This window comes from Actinomycetospora corticicola, from assembly GCF_013409505.1.
Lineage (GTDB): Bacteria > Actinomycetota > Actinomycetes > Mycobacteriales > Pseudonocardiaceae > Actinomycetospora > Actinomycetospora corticicola.
The window spans coordinates 2,419,845-2,437,056 of the sequence record NZ_JACCBN010000001.1; the positions used below are offsets into that span (position 1 = coordinate 2,419,845).

Annotated in this window: 17 protein-coding genes; 2 read left to right on the plus strand and 15 right to left on the minus strand. The window is 74.5% G+C overall.

The window, feature by feature from the left end; genetic code table 11:
• Window positions 1–26 precede the first annotated feature (26 nt).
• Together BJ983_RS11645 and BJ983_RS11650 are read right to left on the minus strand one after the other, a co-directional pair.
• On the minus strand, window positions 27–1,418 hold the full coding sequence (locus BJ983_RS11645; RefSeq protein WP_343054037.1) for a type I glutamate--ammonia ligase: 1,392 nt from the start codon (window positions 1,416–1,418) through the stop codon (window positions 27–29).
• A gap of 36 nt (window positions 1,419–1,454) precedes the next feature.
• Complete coding sequence (locus BJ983_RS11650) at window positions 1,455–2,339, minus strand: EamA family transporter (protein WP_179793939.1); 885 nt, start codon at window positions 2,337–2,339, stop codon at window positions 1,455–1,457.
• A 185-nt stretch (window positions 2,340–2,524) separates the two neighbouring features.
• Here BJ983_RS11650 and BJ983_RS11655 point away from each other — a divergent pair, with 185 nt between their 5' ends.
• Complete coding sequence (locus BJ983_RS11655) at window positions 2,525–2,719, plus strand: DUF7455 domain-containing protein (protein ID WP_179793940.1); 195 nt, start codon at window positions 2,525–2,527, stop codon at window positions 2,717–2,719.
• 384 nt (window positions 2,720–3,103) lie between these two features.
• On the opposite strand, the gene BJ983_RS11660 is transcribed toward BJ983_RS11655, so the two are convergent.
• The 12 genes from BJ983_RS11660 to BJ983_RS11715 all read right to left on the minus strand — a co-directional run bounded on the left by BJ983_RS11660 (window position 3,104) and on the right by BJ983_RS11715 (window position 16,129).
• A complete protein-coding gene (locus tag BJ983_RS11660; protein WP_179793941.1) occupies window positions 3,104–4,873 on the minus strand; it encodes a DEAD/DEAH box helicase in 1,770 nt (589 codons plus the stop codon).
• Window positions 4,874–4,936: 63 nt separating this feature from the next.
• Complete coding sequence (locus tag BJ983_RS11665) at window positions 4,937–5,188, minus strand: DUF3039 domain-containing protein (protein ID WP_018334527.1); 252 nt, start codon at window positions 5,186–5,188, stop codon at window positions 4,937–4,939.
• 31 nt (window positions 5,189–5,219) lie between these two features.
• On the minus strand, window positions 5,220–5,654 hold the full coding sequence (locus BJ983_RS11670) for a DUF3099 domain-containing protein (protein ID WP_179793942.1): 435 nt from the start codon (window positions 5,652–5,654) through the stop codon (window positions 5,220–5,222).
• A 60-nt stretch (window positions 5,655–5,714) separates the two neighbouring features.
• Window positions 5,715–6,377 (minus strand): ABC transporter ATP-binding protein, encoded by a 663-nt coding sequence (locus BJ983_RS11675; RefSeq protein WP_179793943.1) that lies wholly within the window; start codon window positions 6,375–6,377, stop codon window positions 5,715–5,717.
• On the minus strand, window positions 6,374–7,396 hold the full coding sequence (locus BJ983_RS11680; protein ID WP_343054039.1) for an ABC transporter ATP-binding protein: 1,023 nt from the start codon (window positions 7,394–7,396) through the stop codon (window positions 6,374–6,376). The genes BJ983_RS11675 and BJ983_RS11680 overlap by 4 nt, the downstream gene beginning before the upstream one ends.
• Window positions 7,393–8,331 carry an ABC transporter permease gene (locus tag BJ983_RS11685; protein WP_179793944.1) on the minus strand — a complete coding sequence of 313 codons (939 nt, stop codon included), beginning with the start codon at window positions 8,329–8,331 and terminating at the stop codon, window positions 7,393–7,395. Before BJ983_RS11685 ends, BJ983_RS11680 begins: the two co-directional genes overlap by 4 nt.
• On the minus strand, window positions 8,324–9,334 hold the full coding sequence (locus tag BJ983_RS32270; protein ID WP_343054040.1) for an ABC transporter permease: 1,011 nt from the start codon (window positions 9,332–9,334) through the stop codon (window positions 8,324–8,326). The genes BJ983_RS11685 and BJ983_RS32270 overlap by 8 nt, the downstream gene beginning before the upstream one ends.
• The gene (locus BJ983_RS11695; protein ID WP_343054041.1) at window positions 9,331–10,923 is read right to left on the minus strand and encodes an ABC transporter substrate-binding protein; all 1,593 of its coding nucleotides are present in this window, start codon (window positions 10,921–10,923) and stop codon (window positions 9,331–9,333) included. Before BJ983_RS11695 ends, BJ983_RS32270 begins: the two co-directional genes overlap by 4 nt.
• A 160-nt stretch (window positions 10,924–11,083) precedes the next feature.
• Window positions 11,084–11,698, minus strand: a complete 615-nt coding sequence (locus BJ983_RS11700) for a superoxide dismutase (RefSeq protein ID WP_179793945.1) — start codon at window positions 11,696–11,698, stop codon at window positions 11,084–11,086.
• A 244-nt stretch (window positions 11,699–11,942) separates the two neighbouring features.
• Complete coding sequence (locus BJ983_RS11705; protein ID WP_179793946.1) at window positions 11,943–12,662, minus strand: cyclic nucleotide-binding domain-containing protein; 720 nt, start codon at window positions 12,660–12,662, stop codon at window positions 11,943–11,945.
• 74 nt (window positions 12,663–12,736) lie between these two features.
• Entirely contained in the window at window positions 12,737–13,996 is a 1,260-nt protein-coding gene (locus BJ983_RS11710; protein ID WP_246325570.1) for an MFS transporter, read from the minus strand.
• A gap of 177 nt (window positions 13,997–14,173) precedes the next feature.
• Window positions 14,174–16,129, minus strand: coding sequence for a heavy metal translocating P-type ATPase (locus tag BJ983_RS11715; protein ID WP_179793948.1), 1,956 nt, complete (start codon window positions 16,127–16,129; stop codon window positions 14,174–14,176).
• A gap of 80 nt (window positions 16,130–16,209) precedes the next feature.
• Between BJ983_RS11715 and BJ983_RS11720 the strand changes: the two genes are divergently transcribed.
• On the plus strand, window positions 16,210–16,548 hold the full coding sequence (locus BJ983_RS11720) for an ArsR/SmtB family transcription factor (RefSeq protein WP_179793949.1): 339 nt from the start codon (window positions 16,210–16,212) through the stop codon (window positions 16,546–16,548).
• Here BJ983_RS11720 and BJ983_RS11725 read toward each other — a convergent pair.
• Complete coding sequence (locus BJ983_RS11725; protein WP_179793950.1) at window positions 16,545–17,075, minus strand: hypothetical protein; 531 nt, start codon at window positions 17,073–17,075, stop codon at window positions 16,545–16,547. The genes BJ983_RS11720 and BJ983_RS11725 overlap by 4 nt on opposite strands.
• Between the last annotated feature and the right edge of the window lie 137 nt (window positions 17,076–17,212).

Here is a 17,212-nt window from a genome sequence, read left to right on the forward strand (position 1 = left end):
GAGGACGCTCCCCCGCCCGGGGGGAATCAGTACTTCCAGCGCCAGGCGGCGAGGACCTCCTCGGTGTCCTTCTGCGCCGCCCACGTCGCGTCGGCGCGGCGCACGGCCAGGAAGGCCTCCAGGAGCTCCTCGCCGAGCACCCCGGCGACGCGCGGGTTCCCGCGCAGCGCCTCCTCCTGCTCGGCCTGCGTGGCCGGGAGCTTCTCGATGCCCGCCGCGGCGCGCTGCTTCTTCTTCCAGGTGCCCGGGTCCTCGGCGGTCGGGGCCGGCGGGACGAGGTTCTCCTCGATCCCGGCCACCCCCGACGTCAGGATCGCGGCGAGGGCGAGGAAGGGGTTGGCCGAGGCGTCGGAGGTCTTCAGCTCGACGTTGGCGTGGTCCTCGCCGAGCAGCGCCGATCCCGGCACGTAGCGCAGCGGGGCCTCGCGGTTCTCCACGCCCCAGAAGCCGGAGAAGGCGCCCGCGAAGAACCCGGGGCGCAGCCGGGCCAGCGAGCCCTGCGAGGGCGCGGTGACCGCGGCGAGGGCGGGGAGGTCGCGCAGCAGGCCGGCGACGTACCCCGCGCCGGCCGTGCCGCGCGGACCCTCCGGGCCGCCCGCGAGCAGGTTGTCGCCGTGACGCCACAGCGAGGTATGCACGTGCCAACCGTTCCCGGCCCCGTTCAGGGTGGGCAGCGGGGCGAAGGAGACGCGCAGACCGTGGGCCTCGGCGGCCGCGAGGATCGTCTGACGGGCGAGCAGCTGCTGATCGGCGGCGGTCAGCGGGTCGGTGGCCGCGAGCGAGAGCTCCACCTGGGCGGGCCCGTACTCGGCGTGGATCTGTCCGAGGCGCAGGCCGTTGGCCTCGGCGTCGCGCATCACCGAGGCGACGAAGCCGTCGATCGGCAGCAGCGCGTGCGGGCTGTAGGCGGGGCCGTGGTGGGCCGGGAGGAGCTCGGAGTCCTCCGGGTCGGTCTCCGGCTCGTAGACCCCGAACTCCATCTCGTAGCCGACGAGGGCGGTGTAGTCCTCGGCGGCGAGGCGGTCCACGACCCGCTCGAGCACGGAGCGCTGGTCGAACGCCCACGGCCCGCCGTCGGCGGCGACCTGCTTCCCGGGCGCCCAGGCGAACGCCGGCTGCCCGGCGAGGCGGGTGACACGGTCGAGCTGCGGGACGAGCCGGACGTCGCCGGAGGCGTTCTGCATGCCGGGCGAGCCGAAGGCGATCGCGTCGTTCGTGTCGAACACGGCGAAGAGGTGGGTGACGCCGACGCCGCTGGTCGCCACCTGGGGCAGGGCCGACACCGGGACCGTGCGGGAGCGGGGGATGCCGTTGTTGTCGGCCCACGCGATCGTCAGACCGGCGACCCCGTCGGCGGCGAGGGCCGCCGCCAGGTCCCGGCCGCGCTCGCTCGGATTCCCGGTCACGTTCTCGGTCACGTGCCCCACCCCTCGTCGACGTCTGCGCAGGTGAGGCTAGTCAGCGGCCGCCGGCTCCCGGCGCAGCGCCACCCCGACGATCACGGCCGCGATCCCGACCGCCTCCAGGGGTGCCGGGACCTGCGCGAGCCCCACCAGCCCGACGACGGTGGCGGTCAGCGGCAGGAGCGCGAGGAGCAGCGCGAAGCGGGCGCGGCCCACCCGGCGCAGCACGACCTGGTCGAGCACGTAGGGCACCACCGACGACAGCACGCCCAGCGCGAGCGCGGTCCCCAGCAGCACCGGCTCCCCCGCGATCGGGGCGGCGGTCAGGGCGAGCGGCGAGAGCACCACGGCGGCGACCACGAACCCGATGGCGAGGCCGTCGATCCCTTCACCGGTCGACCCCGAGCCGCTGGAGACCCGCGCGCCCAGCACGATGTAGCCCGCCCACAGCAGCGCGGCGAGCAGCGCGAACACCACGCCGGCCGGTGAGCCCTCCAGCCGTACGTCGGCGATCAGGGCGACCCCGAGCACGACGAGCGCGAGCGCCGACCAGTCGCGGCGGCTCCGGGACCCGAGGGCCGCGACGAGCACCGGGCCCGCGAACTCGACCGCCACCGCGGTGCCGAGCGGCAGCCGTGCGATCGCCTCGTAGAAGACGATGTTCATCCCCGCCGTCACGAGCCCGAAGGCCCCGGCGAGCACCACCCGCCGTCGGGACCAGCGCACGCGGTCGCCCCGCGCGAACCACCGGGCCGCGAGCCGCCAGACCGCGAGCACCACCGCCGCGCCGGCCAGCCGGAGCCACGCCACCCCGGCGGGCGACACCCGGTCGAACAGGCCCACGGCGAGGGCCGCGCCCACGTACATCGACGCGCCACCGAGCACGAAGAGTAGCGGCGCGGGCGGACCGCTCGTCGTCGAAGATCGACTCACCATCGTGTGGTTCCCGCCCTTCCCCGATAACACCGGTCGCAATCCGTCGATGAGCGGTACGTGACCGAGGACAAAGCAGCGCGTGAACACGAGCGGTCGTCGCCTCGTTCTGACACAGTGGAGGGGCGACGGTCACTCGGCCGGAGCCTGCGGGGCCGGTTCCCACGCCGGTCTCCGAACGGAGGGAGATGACGATGCCCGGAACTCTGACCCGGCCAGAACTCACCGCCTCGGACCGTTGCGACCGCTGCGGTGCAGCGGCCAAGGTCCGCGCCGTCCTGCCCTCCGGCGGGGAGCTGCTCTTCTGCGGGCACCACGCCCGTACGCACGAGGCGAAGCTGAAGGAGCTCTCCATCGACGTGCAGGCCGGAGAGACCGTCTGACGGCGCGCTGACCTGCGGCGACGCTGATCGCCGCGAGACGCTTCCAGACCACGACGGGCGGGGACCACGACGGTCCCCGCCCGTCGTCGTCGTGAAGGGGTCGTGCGGTCCGGCGGCCTCGGGCGGGCGGCCGTCCCGCGGCCCGCGACACGCCGCCGCGATCGGCGTGACGCGCACGGACGGGTGGGACCCGTCGTCACGCACGGTCTCCCGCGACGCTCGGACCCCACCGGGGACCGTTCGTCGCGGCGACGACGGTGTGTGACGACGAGGTGACGTCCGTGACGGACACGTATCGCGACGTGATCGGTGCGCGCTGCAGCCGTCACCCACAGGTGTGACGTCGGACACACCGGCTCCGCGTCGTCACCGCCGCCCCACCCGTCACCGGCTCGGCTGCGACCGCCACGTCCGCAGCGTGGTGATGCGCTCCTCGATCTGCTCGGCCGTGGCGACCGGGGTCGCCGGGCCGCCGCAGGCCTTGCGCAGGTCGCCGTGGATGACCCCGTGCGGCTGCCCGGTGCGGTGGTGGTGCGCGGCGACGAGCGTGTTGAGCTCGCGGCGCAGCTCCTTGAGCTTCTCGGCCGCCGAGGGCTTGAGCCGGGCCGGCGGCGGGGCCGCGGGCTCCGCGGGGGCCTCGCGGGCCCGACGGCTCTCCTCGTCGAGCTGGTCGGTCTGCCGCTTGCGCAGCAGCGCCCGCACCTGGTCGGGGTCGAGCAGGCCCGGCAGGCCCAGGTAGTCCTGCTCCTCGTCGCTGCCCGCCCCGGCCGCCGTGCCGAAGGAGGCACCGTCGTAGATGAGCTGGTCGAGCTCGGCCTCGGCGGAGAGCGCCTCGAAGCTCTTCTCCTGCTCCCCCGGCTCGTCCTCCGTGCGGTTGGCCTGCTCGAGGAGCTCGTCCTCGAGACCCTCCTTCGGCCGGTGCGGTTCGCCGAGCACGTGGTCGCGCTGCAGCTCGAGCTCGCTCGCGAGGCCGAGCAGCGTCGGCACACTGGGCAGGAACACCGACGCGGTCTCCCCCGCCCGGCGCGAGCGCACGAAGCGGCCGACGGCCTGGGCGAAGAACAGCGGCGTGGAGGCGCTCGTGGCGTAGACCCCGACGGCGAGCCGCGGCACGTCGACGCCCTCGCTCACCATCCGGACGGCCACCAGCCAGCGGTCGTTCGAGGCGGCGAAGCCCGCGATGCGGCCGGAGGCCTTCGGGTCGTCGGACAGGACGACGACGGGCTCCTCCCCGGAGAGCGCGCCGAGGATCTTCGCGTAGGCCTTCGCGGTGGTGTGGTCGGTGGCGATGACCAGTCCCCCGGCGTCGGGCATCCCGCCCTGGCGCAGCTGGGTGAGCCGGGTGTCCGCGGCCTGCAGGACGGCGGGCATCCAGTCGCCCTTGGGGTCGAGCGCCGTCTTCCACGCCCGGGAGGTCTGCTCCGCGGTGAGCGGCTCCCCGAGCCGGGCGGTCATCTCCTCGCCCGCGCTCGTGCGCCACGACGCCTGCCCGGAGTAGGCGAGGAACACCACGGGCCGCACGACGCCGTCGGCGAGGGCGTCGGAGTAGCCGTAGGAGTGGTCGGCCTTCGAGCGGAGGGCCCCGGCGGAGTCGGGCTCGTAGGTGATGAACGGGATCGGGCTGTCGTCGGAGCGGAAGGGCGTCCCGGTCAGCGCGAGGCGGCGGGTGGCCCCGCCGAACGCCTCCCGCGTGGCCTCGCCCCAGCTCTTCGCGTCCCCGGCGTGGTGGATCTCGTCGAAGATCACCAGGGTGCGTCGCGACTCGGTGCGGTTCATGTGCAGCATCGGGTGCGCCGCGACCTGGGCGTAGGTGACGGCCACGCCGTGGAAGTCCGCCGAGAGCCGCCCCACCGAGTTCGAGTACTCCGGGTCCAGGGCGATGCCCGCGCGCGTCGCCGCGCCGGCCCACTGGTGCTTGAGGTGCTCGGTGGGGCACACGATCGTCACCGTGTCGACGGTGCGGTCGCCGAGCAGCTCGGCCGCCACCCGCAGCGCGAAGGTCGTCTTCCCCGCGCCCGGCGTCGCGACCGCGAGGAAGTCCTTCGGGCGGTCGGCCAGGTAGCGGGTGAGGGCCCGTCGCTGCCACTGCCGCAGGGGCGGGGCCGACGGGGTGTCCGACGTCGGGCCGGGGCGTCCGGGCGCGCGCGTGGTCAAGAACCCTCCGGGGAGCTGGTGGGCAGGACGGACACGGCCCCCCAGGGGGCCGTCGGGGACGACCTACTCGTCGTCCCCGCCGCCGCGCGGCAGCTTGTTGAAGATCTCCTTGCACGCCGGGCAGACCGGCGAGCCGGGCTTCGGCGAGCGGGTGACCGGGAAGGTCTCCCCGCACAGCGCCACGACCATGTTCCCCATGACGGCGCTCTCGACCACCTTGTCCTTGCGGACGTAGTGGAACATCTTCGGGTCGTCGTCGTTCGTCCGATCCGTGGCATCCGGTCGGACGTCGGGGAGGACCGCGGTCTGGCTCATGGCTCCATTGTGACCCAGGGTCCGTCGGCCGTCAGCCGTCGGTCCCGGTGCGCGGCGGCGCGTGATCGGGATCGTCCTGCTGGGGCTGGCGGGGACCGTCGGTGCGGTGCATGAAGGTCTGCGAGCGCTTGTCGAGCGCCTCGGCGGCCTCGATGATCTGCGCCTCGCTGACCTTCGGCAGCGCCTGGCGGTCGGCCTGGTAGCGACTGACCTTCTGCGACTTCTTCGGTGGCCGGTCGTTCGCGATGAGCACCGCGATCCACGGGAGGGGCACCGACAGCACGATGAACGCGACCGCGACCCACGGCCAGTTGAAGCCGATCCCGAAGACCCCGGCCAGCACGAGGCACGGGATACGGAAGGCCATGATCAACGAGTATCGCTTCTTGCGGGCGGCGAACTCGTCCTCGAACGAGACGGCGGCCTCGGTGATGAGCACGGGCTCGTCGTCCTGACGCCGCTTCACTCACACCACCTCCCTGTCCATCACTGTCCCACCTCGGGTCCCCGATGGCATGGCGGGCAATCATCGCGGGCCGGACCAGGGCCGCACCACCTCGTCCGCCCACGCCGCGAGCAGCGGTTCGTCGTGGGTGACGGTGAGCACGCCGAGCCCACGGGCGACCTCCTCGCCGATGACCCCCACCAGCGCGGCGGTGGTCGACGCGTCGAGCATCGCCGTCATCTCGTCGCAGAGCAGGTAGTCCGGCCCGGTCGCCAGGGCGCGGGCGAGACAGGCCCGCTGCAGCTGCCCGTCGGAGACCTCGTGCGGACGCCGGCCGCGCAGGTCGCGCGTGAGCCCGACCCGGTCGCTCAGTTCCTCGGCCCGCGCCGCGAGCACCCCGGCGTCGCGCTCGCCCCGGGCGCGCAGCGGCTCGGTCAGCACCTGCTCGAGGGTCAGACGCGGATCGGCCGCGGCCCGCGGCTGCTGGAACACGACCCCGATCCGTCGGCGCAGCGCGGCGGGCGCCCGGTGGCGCATCCGGGGCACGGGCGTGCCGTCCACCGCGACGACACCGCGCCACGGGTCGTGCAGCAGCGCGAGCATCCGCACGAGCGTCGACTTCCCGCAGCCGCTCGGACCCGCCACGCCGAGCACCCGCCCGGGCTCGACGCCCACGTCGAGCCGGTCGACCACCGCGTGCCCGCGCCGCCAGCCGCCGACCAGCCCCTCCCCGACGAGGCTCATGCCGGTCCTCCCGGGGCGCAGGCGACCGCGCGGCCGCCGTGGGACACCAGGGTCGGGTCGTCGGTGCACGGGCGGTGCCCGGCCGGGGCGGGCGCGGCGACGGGGGCGTGCGGACAGCGCGGCCGGAAGGGACATCCCGACGGCAGGTCGGACAGCTCGGGCGGGTGCCCCGGGATCGGCTCGAAGCGCTCGCCGGGCAGGGCCCCGATCAGCCCGTCGGTGTACGGGTGCCACGGGTGCGCGAACACCTCGGCCGCCGGCCCCGTCTCGACGATCCGGCTGGCGTACATGACGGCGAGGTCGACCGGGCCGGTCGCGGCGATGCGCTGCACCGCCCGCAGGTCGTGGGTGATGAGCAGGACGGCGCGTCCCTCCCGGGCGAGGTCGACGAGCAGGTCGGTGGTGCGGTCCACGAGCGGCCGGTCGAGCCCCGCGGTGGGCTCGTCGGCGAGGAGCACCTCCGGGTCGCCGGCCAGGGCCACCGCGAGGCCGGCCCGCTGCGCGGTGCCCCCGGAGAGCTCGTGCGGGTAGTCGTCGAGGGCGGACGTCGGCAGCCCCGCCCGCGCGGCCAGCTCCTCCGCCGTCGCGGTGCCGCCGAGGAACCGCACCGCCTCCCGCAGCTGGGCGCCGACCGTGCGGGTCGGCGTGAGGAACGTGCCCGCGGACTGGCCCACGAGCCCCACGCGGCGACCCCGCACCGTGTCCCGCAGCTCCGCCTCGGACGCGGTGAGCAGGTCGAGGCCCTCGGCCCGCCCCCCGTCGCCGGGGCCGTCGGGTCCCGGCTCCAGGACCGCGCTCCCCCGGACCTCGGCGTTGCCCGGCAGGAGCCCGGTGAGCGCCTCGGTGAGGACCGACTTCCCGCAGCCCGACTCCCCCACGAGCGCGAGCAGCCGGCCGCGGCGCAGGGTCACGTCGACGTCCGTCGCCGCCCGCACGACGCGCCCGCCCCGCAGCCGGAACCGGACGTCGAGCCCGGTGACCACGAGCGCCGTCCCGCTCGCACCGTTCACAGCGTTCACAGCGCGAGCTCCGAGCGTCGACGGGGCCGCGACCGGTCCCGCCACCACGCGGCGACGCCCGCCACCGCGAGGGTGGTCGCGGCGAGCAGCGCGGACGGGAACACGACGATCCACCAACTGCCCAGCAGCACGGCCTGCCGCCCCTCCGCGAGGATGTTGCCGAGGCTCGCCAGGTGCGGCGGGAGCCCGAGCCCGAGGAACGACAGGGCCGTCTCGTGCCACACCGCGTGCGGCAGGATCAGCACGCTGGAGAGCACCGCGGGCGGGACGACCGCCGGGAGCAGGTGGCGACCGAGGACCCGTCGTCGGGACGCGCCGCCGCTGATCGCCGCGTCGACGAAGGGCCGGCCGCGCAGCGAGAGGACCTCGGAGCGCACCACGCGGGCGACCGTCGTCCAGTGCGTCAGCCCGATCGACGCGATCACCGCGAGCACGCTCCCGCGGTAGAGCGCGACGATGACGATGCCCAGCAGCAGGTGCGGCACCGCGTTCACGCCGTCGACGGCGCGCATGAGGACGCGGTCGGGCCAGCCGCCGAGGAGCCCCGAGAGCGCCCCGTACAGCGTGCCGATGACCGTCGAGATCACCGCGCAGGACGCCGCGACGGTGAGCGAGACGCCGAGCCCGGCGAAGGAGCGCAGGAACAGGTCGCGCCCGACCGCGTCCGTGCCGAACGGGTGCGCGGGCGACGGTGGCTGTCGGACCGCCGTGTAGTCCACCGCGCCCTGGTCGAGCCCGCCGAGCCACGGGATCAGCACGGCGCCGAGGACGAGGACGGCCAGGCCGGCCAGCCCGGCGATCAGGCGGCCCCGGCCGGTCCAGGATGCCCGCGCCCGCAGCGTGCCGGGGCGTCGCCGCCCGGCGGGTCGCCAGGGCGCCCGTCCGTCCGGGCCGTCGGTCCGGACGACGGGTCGGCGCAGGTCGAGCTCAGCCATCGGCGCTCACCCTCGGGTCCAGGACGAGCACGGCGACGTCGGCGAGGAGGGCCCCCACCAGCACCGCGACCGTGGTCAGCAACGTCAGCGCCGCGAGCAGCGGGAAGTCGACGGAGAGCGCGGCGGTCACCACGGCCGCCGCGATCCCCGGCCACGAGAACACGGTCTCCACCAGCACCGCGCCGGTGACCAGCTCCGGGAGCCGGTTGCCGAGCACCGTGACGAACGGCAGCAGCGCCGTGGGCAGGGCGTGGCGCAGCACCACGACGCGTTCCGGCAGCCCCCGGGCGCGCGCGCCGGTGACGTGGTCCTCGTCGAGGGCCCCGAGCAGCGACGAGCGCACGTGCAGCACCAGCCACGGGGTCTGCGAGATGCCCAGGACCACGGCCGGCAGGACGAGGTGGCGCGCCACCTGGTCGACGGTCGGCGCGGCCCCGGCGTCGGTGAGCCCGGCGACCGGCAGCACGGGCCAGGCGACGGCGAACACCGCGATCGCCCCCAGCGCGAGCACGAACGGCGGCAGGCCCTCCAGGGTGTGGCCGACCGCGGTCACCCCGCGGTCGACCCACCCGCCCTGACGCCAGGCCGCCGTCACCCCGGCCACCAGGGAGATCACCACGGCGACGAGGAGACCCGCCGTCACCAGTAGCAGCGTCCACGGCAGCCGCTGCGCGATCACCGTCGACACCGGCTGCCGGAACGACAGGCTCTGCCCCAGGTCGCCGGACGCCAGCCCGCCCGCCCAGCGACCGAGCTGGGTCCACACGGAGTCGTCCAGCCCGAGCTGCTCCCGGGCGTTCGCGATCACCGCGTCGCCCGCGGAGAAGACGCCCGCCCCGAAGTACTGGTAGATCGGGTCGAAGGGCGACCACGCGGCGAGCAGGAACACCCCGGTCGCCACCACCGCGACCACCGGGACCGCCACCCCGGTGCGCCACGCGACGAGGACGGCGATCTCCCGTCCCCGGCCGCGACGGGTCGTCGTGTCCGTCGGGGCGGTCACGTCCGCGGGGTCCAGCGCTCGACGTTCCACCAGGGGCCCCACGTGGTGCCGTGGGTGTGCGGCTCGACGACCGGCTGGTAGCCGTCGAAGCGGTCGCGGGTGAGGTAGCTGTGGCCGAGGAAGGTCAGGAACACCATGCCCGGGTCGGCCGCGTAGGCGAGCTGGAAGCGGCGCAGCTCCGCGGCCCGGGTGGCGCGGTCGGGGGCGGCGAGGGCGGCCCCGAGCGCCTGGTCGACGGTCGCGTTCCGGTACGAGCCCGGGTTGTTGAAGCCGTCCGCGGCGTTCGCGGAGGCCAGCAGCTGCCAGGACTTGAAGGCGGTGTCGAATGGGTTGCCGCCGCCGAGGACCACCGCATCGGCGCCCATGCGGGGCTCGATGGCGTCCCAGCCCAGACCCTCGAGCCGGACGTCGACCCCGATCGCGCGGGCGTCGGAGGCGAAGGCCTGCGCGAGGTCGCGGCGGACGGTGTCGGCGGGGTTGTACATCAGGGTGAACCGCGCGGGCAGCGCGCCGCGGGCCCGGACGCCGTCGGCGCCCCGCACCCAGCCGGCCGCGTCGAGCATCGCGTTCGCGGCCGCGGGGTCGAACGGGAACTGGGCCGCGGGCTCGACCTCCTCCGGCAGCACCGGCGGGACCGGCGTGCTGGCGGGGGTCCCCTGGCCGGCCAGGAGGGCGTCGATCATCCCCTGACGGTTCACGGCGCGGTTGAGCGCCTGGCGGATCGCGGGGTCGGCCGTCACCGGGTTCGCGAACGGCATCGTGATCGTCCGGTAGTCCGCGCTGGCGTGCTCGCGCAGCACCATCCCCTGGGCCTGGCCCGCGATGCCCTTCGCGAGCGCGGGCGGCAGCACGGTGCCGTCGAACTCGCCGGCGGCGACGCGCTGGGCGCGGGTGTTGTCGTCGGTCGCGAAGACGATCGTGATCCGCCGGACGGCGGGTGCGCCGCCGTGGTAGGTCGGGTTCGCCTCGAGCACCATCGACGAGCCCTGGCGCCACTCGACGAGCCGGTAGGGCCCGGTGCCGACCGGCCTCGTGCCGAGCGCGAGGTCCGACGCCGGGCCGGGCGCCGCGACCTGCTCGGCGGGCACGATCGGCAGCGTCAGCCGGCCCGGGAAGAGCAGGAACGGGCTCGACAGGTCGAACCGCACGGTGGCCGGGTCGAGGGCCACGACGTCGCGCAGCATCGGGTAGCCGGAGGCGACCGTCGCCGCCTTCGTCGGGTCGAGCACGGCCCGGTAGGTGGCCACCACGTCGGTGGCGTCGAGGGCCGTGCCGTCGTGGAAGGTGACGCCGGGCTTGAGCGACACCGTCCAGGACAGCCCGTCGGCGGCCGCGACGGGGGCGGCCGCAGCGAGGTTCGGCTGCGGCTGCCGGTCGGCGTCGAGGGCGGTCAGCCCGTCGTAGAGCTTGGACGCGCCCTCCTCGCCGTAGCCGAGGAGCGGGTTCAGGTCGTCGGGCTCGTAGCCGTCGGCCAGCACCATGCTCGCGGGGTCGGCAGGACCGGAGCCGGTCGTCGGTGCGGCGCAGGCACCCACGAGCAGGGCCAACGCGGCCGCGAGGACGACCGGGACGAATCGGGCGGCGATCACACGCCGTACCCTAATCACCAATAGGTGGCAGGAACAAGGACTGGCTTCTGCATGCGTTCTGCGCTAGACGCACGACGGCCCCCGCAGGGGATCCCACGGGGGCCGTCGCTCGTCGCGGTGGGTCGTCTTGGTCGGAACGATCACCGCGGGACCAGGGGGGTCAGACCAGCTGGGTGCCCTGCGCGGACTCGAAGCGCTGGGCGGCGTCGGCCCAGTTCACGACGTTCCACCAGGCCTTCACGTAGTCCGGCTTGACGTTGAGGTAGTCCAGGTAGAAGGCGTGCTCCCACATGTCGAGCATGACCACGGGGATGATCCCCAGCGGCACGTTGGCCTGCTGGTCGTAGAGCTGGAAGATGCGCAGCTTCCGGGCGAGCGTGTCGAACCCGAGGATCGACCAGCCGGAGCCCTGGATCGTCGTCGCGACCGACGTGAAGTGCTTCTGGAACAGCTCGAAGGAGCCGAAGTCCCGGTCGATCGCCGAGGCGAGGTCGCCGGTCGGCTTGTCCCCGCCGTCCGGGGAGAGGTTCTGCCAGAAGACGGTGTGGTTGATGTGCCCGCCGTAGTTGAAGGCGAGGTTCTTCTCCCACAGCAGCGCCGTCGTGCCGATCGTGTCCTTCTCGCGGGCCTCCGCGAGGGCGTCGATCGCGGTGTTCAGACCGGTGACGTAGGTGTTGTGGTGCTTGTCGTGGTGCAGCTCCATGATCTTGCCCGAGATGTGGGGCTCGAGGGCGCCGTAGTCGTAGGGCAGGTCGGGCAGGGAGTACTCCGCCATCGCTCGCACATCTCCTCGGTGATCGAGTCTCTTGTTGCGATCTTGCTGCAGCTGACAGGTGCAGGCAACCCCGAACCGGTGGCGTCGAAACCTCACCGACCACGGCGGGCACCGGCGTCGGGGCGCGATCGTCCGGTGGGGAGCCCGGCCGGCGACGGTCGACAAACGGCCGCCTCGCGAGAGTCACGTCAGGCAGGCGGGCGGGCCTCCGGACCTGCCCCACGTGCACCTCGCGGAGGCGGCCCTAGACCGCGACGGCGGCCGTGAGGCGGCGCAGGGCAGGGCGGTCGCGCACGACGAAGGAGCGCCGCTGCTTGAGCAGGACACCCTCCGCGACCAGGCGGGAGAGTTCGCGGGAGGCGGTCACGCGGGTGAGGCCGACGATCGCCGCGAGGTCGTCCACGCCGAGCTGGAGGCGGAGGCGGACGAGGCCGTCCGGCCCGGGCTCGCCGTGGGCGTCGGCGAGGTGGGTCAGCAGCAGCACCATGCGCTCGCGGGCCGGGAGCGCGTCGAGGGCGAGGTGCAGGTGCAGCACGTGCTGCTTGTGCGCCACCCGCCGGGCGACCTCGAGGAGCAGCTCCGGGTCGGTGCGGGCGGCGGCGAGCAGGACCTCGCGGGACACGGCGAGGACCTCGGAGTCGACGACGGCGACGGCGGTCGCCGCCCGGGCCGCGCGGTCGACGCAGGCGGTCTCCCCCACGCTCGCGCCGGGCTCGGCGTAGCCCAGGACGCGCTCCCCGCCGTCGGGACGCAGCAGCGAGAGCCGGAGCCGACCCGACGTCAGGATGTAGAGGCAGCCGGAGATCTCGCCCTGGCGCATGACGAGGTCCCCGGAGCGCAGGCGCCGGGGCACGCCGAGGGCGGCGAGCCGACCCGCGACGGGGCCGGTCTCGGCGAGCAGGAACGGCGAGACGGCGAGCTCGGGGGTCCCCGGGGGCACCGCGCGCGCGAGGGACTGCGCCACGACGACCTCCGTCCCGACCCGGACGACCCGGGTCGGGACGGAGATTAGTCGCGCGCGACCGCCTCTTTCCAGGTTCAGGCCGCCACGGGGGCCACGGCCTCGGCGCTGATGGACTCGTCGACGGAGTCGGGCAGCAGCAGCGTGCAGACCAGGCTGACGACCGAGAGACCCGCGAGGAGGACGCCGATCGCGAGGCTCGTCGCGTAGGTGGCGACGAGGGCGGTGGCGATGAGCGGGACCACGCCGCCGCCGAGGACGCCGGCGAGGTTGTAGGACATGCCGGCGCCGGTGTAGCGGTAGCGGGTCGGGAACAGCTCGGGCAGCTGGGCACCGATCGGGCCGTAGGCGATGCCGACGACGCCGAGCACGATCGACAGACCGAGGCCGAACGAGGCCGCGGTGCCCAGGTCGATGATCGGGAAGGCGATGACGCCGCCGACGACGGACAGGGCGTTGCCGATGATCACCATCTTCCGACGCCCGACCCGGTCGGAGAGGATCGCGCCGGCGATCGTGGTGGCGGCGAAGACGAGCCCGCCGATGATGCCCATGGCGAGCACGGTCGGGCGCGGCAGGCCGAGCTGCTGCGTGCCGTAGCTCGTCAGGTACGTGACGCCGATGTAGAAGAAGGCGAACACGGCCATCGTCGAGCCGGCCGCGAGCAGCACCGTCCTCGGCTGGCGCGTGAGCACCTCGGTGACCGGGAGCCGCGTCGCGACCTGGGCCTCGTTGCGCTTCGCGAACGCCGCCGTCTCGGTGATCGCGAGCCGCACGTAGAGGCCCAGGGCCACGAGCAGGACGCTGCCGATGAACGGGATGCGCCAACCCCAGGCGAGGAAGGCCTCGTTGGACATCGTGAGGGCGGTGGTGAGGAAGGTGGCGCTGGCCAGCGCGAACGCGACCGACGGGCCGAGCTGCGGGTAGAGCGCGTACTTGCCGCGCACCTTGGCCGGCGCGTTCTCCGCGGTGAGCAGCGTGGCGCCCGCCCACTCCCCGCCGACGGCGAGGCCCTGCAGGACGCGGAGGAGGACGAGCAGCGCCGGTGCGAGCCAGCCGATGACGCCGGTCGAGGGCAGCAGGCCGATCGCGAGGGTCGAGAGCCCCATCAGCAGCAGGGTGGTGACCAGCGTCTTCTTGCGGCCGAGCTTGTCACCGAAGTGCCCGAACAGGACCGAACCGAAGGGCCGGGCGACGAAGGCGACACCGAAGGTCGCCAGCGCCAGCGCGGTCCCGGCCGCCGCCCCGAGCTCCGGGAAGAACACCTTGTTGAACACGAGCGCGGCGGCCGTGCCGTAGATGAAGAAGTCGTAGAACTCGATGACGGTGCCCGTCATGCTCGCGAGCGCGATGCGGCGCATCGGTGGTGCGCTCGGTGATGACGTGTGGTCCGAAGTGGTCAACGGGTCCCTCCCGGTCAAACGTGATGTGACACGCAGTATCGGGAGGAATCGGACGGCGATCTGTATCACGGACTACAGACGAAGCACGTCGCGTCCGCTTCGTGAGGAACATCAGCTCGGGCGGCGGGGACCCCGCAGCAGGCGCAGCCCGTTGAGGGCGACGAGGATCGTCGACCCCTCGTGGCCCGCCACGCCGAGGGCGAGCGGCAGGTGTCCGACGAGGTCCCAGGTCACGAGCCCCACGATGATCGTGCCCGCGACGACGAGGTTCGCGATCACGGTCCGGCGGGCCCGGCGACCGAGGTCGAGCAGCCAGGGCAGGCGCCGCAGGTCGTCGCCGAGCACGACCACGTCGGCCGCGCGCATCGTCAGTTCCGCGCCGCCCATCGCCATGCCGACGTCCGCACCCGCCAGCGCCGGGGCGTCGTTCACCCCGTCCCCGACGACCGCCACGGTGTGCCCGTCGGCCCGCAGCCCCTCGACCACGTGCACCTTGTCCTCGGGGAGCAGGTCCGCCCGGACGTCCGCGATTCCCAGTCGGTCGGCCATGCCCCGGGCCGCGTCGGCACGGTCGCCGGTGGCGAGGACCGGGGGGACGACCGTGCGGGCGGCGAGATCGGCGACCGCGTCCGCGGCGTCGGGGCGCAGCCCGTCGGCGATCGCGAGGGTGCCGAGAACGCGGCCGGTGCCGAGGTCGGTGACGTCGACGAGGGTGGTGGCGGAGTCGGGGTCCGTGTCGCGAGGGGAGGATCCGAGCGCTCTTGTGGCACGAGGGTTCCCCTCACGACGGGGGGTGGCGTGAGGGTTCCCCTCGCGCGGAGGGGTCGCCGCGCGGCCCACCCCGACCCGGCGGCCGCCCACGGTGCCCCGCACCCCGACGCCGGGCTCCGCGCTGAAGTCGGCGACCTCGGCGACGACGAGCCCCCGCTCGCGGGCCGCCGCGACGACCGCCCGCCCCAGCGGGTGCTCGCTGCGCGCCTCCACGGCGGCGGCGAGGGCGAGCACCTCGTCGTCGGGGTGACCGACGACCCGGGGCGCCCCGACCGTCACGGTCCCCGTCTTGTCCAGCACCACCGCGTCGACAGCACCGAGCCGTTCCATCACCTGGGCCGAGCGCACCAGGAGTCCGCGCCGTCCGGCGTTCGCCACCGCGGCGAGCAGGGGCGGCATCGTCGCGAGCACCAGCGCACACGGCGAGGCGACGATCATGAAGGTCATGGCGCGCAGGAGGGCGTCGTCGAGGGTCGCGCCGAGGACGAGCGGCACCGTGAAGATCGCGAGGGTCGCGACGACGACGCCGATCGAGTAGCGCTGCTCGACCTTCTCGATGAACAGCTGGGTCCGCGCCTTCGTGCGCGCCGCCTCCTCGACGAGCTCGGCGATCCGGGCGACGACCGACTCCCCCGCCGGCCGGGCGACCCGCACCGTCAGGGCGCCCCCCGCGGCCACGGTGCCCGCGTAGACCTCGGCGCCCACCGACCTGGGCACCGGGAGCGGCTCGCCGGTGATGCTCGACTGATCCACCTCCGCGGCCCCGTCGAGCACGACGCCGTCGGCGGGGACGGCGTCACCGGGCCGGACCAGGACGACGTCGCCGACCGTCAGCTCCTCGGCGCGCACCTCCTCCTCGAGGCCGTCCACCAGCCGGGTCGCCCGGGCCGGCGCGAGGTCGAGCAGCCCGCCGACCGACGCCTCGGTCCGGGCCGTCGCCCAGGCCTCGAGCGCACCCGAGGTCGCGAAGATGACGATGAGCAGCGCGCCGTCGACGACCTGCCCGATCGCGGCCGCACCGAGCGCGGCGACGACCATGAGCAGGTCGACGTCGAGGCGCCGCTCGCGCAGCGCCCGCAGCCCCTCGAGGGCCGGCTCCCAGCCGCCCGCCGCGTAGCAGACCGCGAGGACGGGCCCCCACGCCCGGACCGGCGCGCCGACGAGCACCAGCAGCCCGCCGACGGCGAACGCGGCGAGGGCGAGCCCGGCCCAGCGCGCCTCGGGCAGCCGGAGCAGGAGCGACCGGCGCGGGGCACGCGCCGGGGGTGCGGCAGGGCGGTCGTCGAGGGCGGTCACGTCCGGACACGGTACACACGAATGAATACCGGTTCATACTTTCATGCCTGACCAACCGCTGAGGTGAGTAGGCTCCCGCCATGGGTCACGGCACCGACGGGAACACCCCGACGCTGTCGAAGGACGCCGTGGACGCGGTCGCGCGCACGATGCACGCACTCTCGACGCCGAGCCGGGTCCACCTGCTGCTCCGGCTGCGCGAGGAGGCGCGGACGGTGGGCGAACTCGTGGCCGACGTGGGCATGGAGCAGTCGGCGGTGTCCCACCAGCTCCGCGTGCTCCGGCACCTCGGGCTCGTGGTCGGGGAGCGCGACGGGCGGCAGATCCGCTACCGGCTGCACGACGAGCACGTCGCCCAACTGCTCGACGAGGCCGTCTTCCACGTCGAGCACCTGACCACCGGCCGCGTGGATCCCTAGGCGGCGACGGCCTCGCGCTCGCGGACGTCGACGGCGTCGTGGAGCAGCGCGACCAGCCGGTCGTCCCGCTGCGGCGAGCCGACCGGGCCCGCGAGGACCGCGGCGCGGTGGAAGGCCGCCGTCAGGTGCGGGAGGGCGCGCAAGCCGGCGACGAGGCCGGCGGTGCCGTCGAGGCGCACCCGGCTCCAGCGGCGCTGCGCCCGCCCGGCGCGGGCGAGCAGGCGGAGGGAGAGCGCGTCGTCGGGGCGGACCGCGAGGGCGGCGCGGGCGCAGACCGCCACGAGCTCCCACGCGGCGCGCGGATCCCGGCTGTCGGCGCCGGCGAGGGCCGGGACGAGCGGGAGGAGCCGGTCGCGCGCGCGATCGGACACCCGGTCGTTGACCTGCGCGGCGAGCGCGGCGAGGGCGGGCGACGTGCAGCGGGGCCGGTCGGAGAACGGTTCGCCCGCCGCGAGGGCGACCTGCTCCATCAGGCAGGTACCCGTCTCCGCGTCGGAGTGGGCCCCCCTCGTGAGGCGGTCGGTCACCGTCGGCTCCCGTCGGTCGTGGTGTCGGGCCATCGTAGCCAGGGTTTTCGTGGTGTGAACACCCTGGTTTCGGTGAACCGAAACAGTAGGCGCAGTCGGAGCGAGACCCGGACCTGCGCCGGGGTGCTACCCGACCC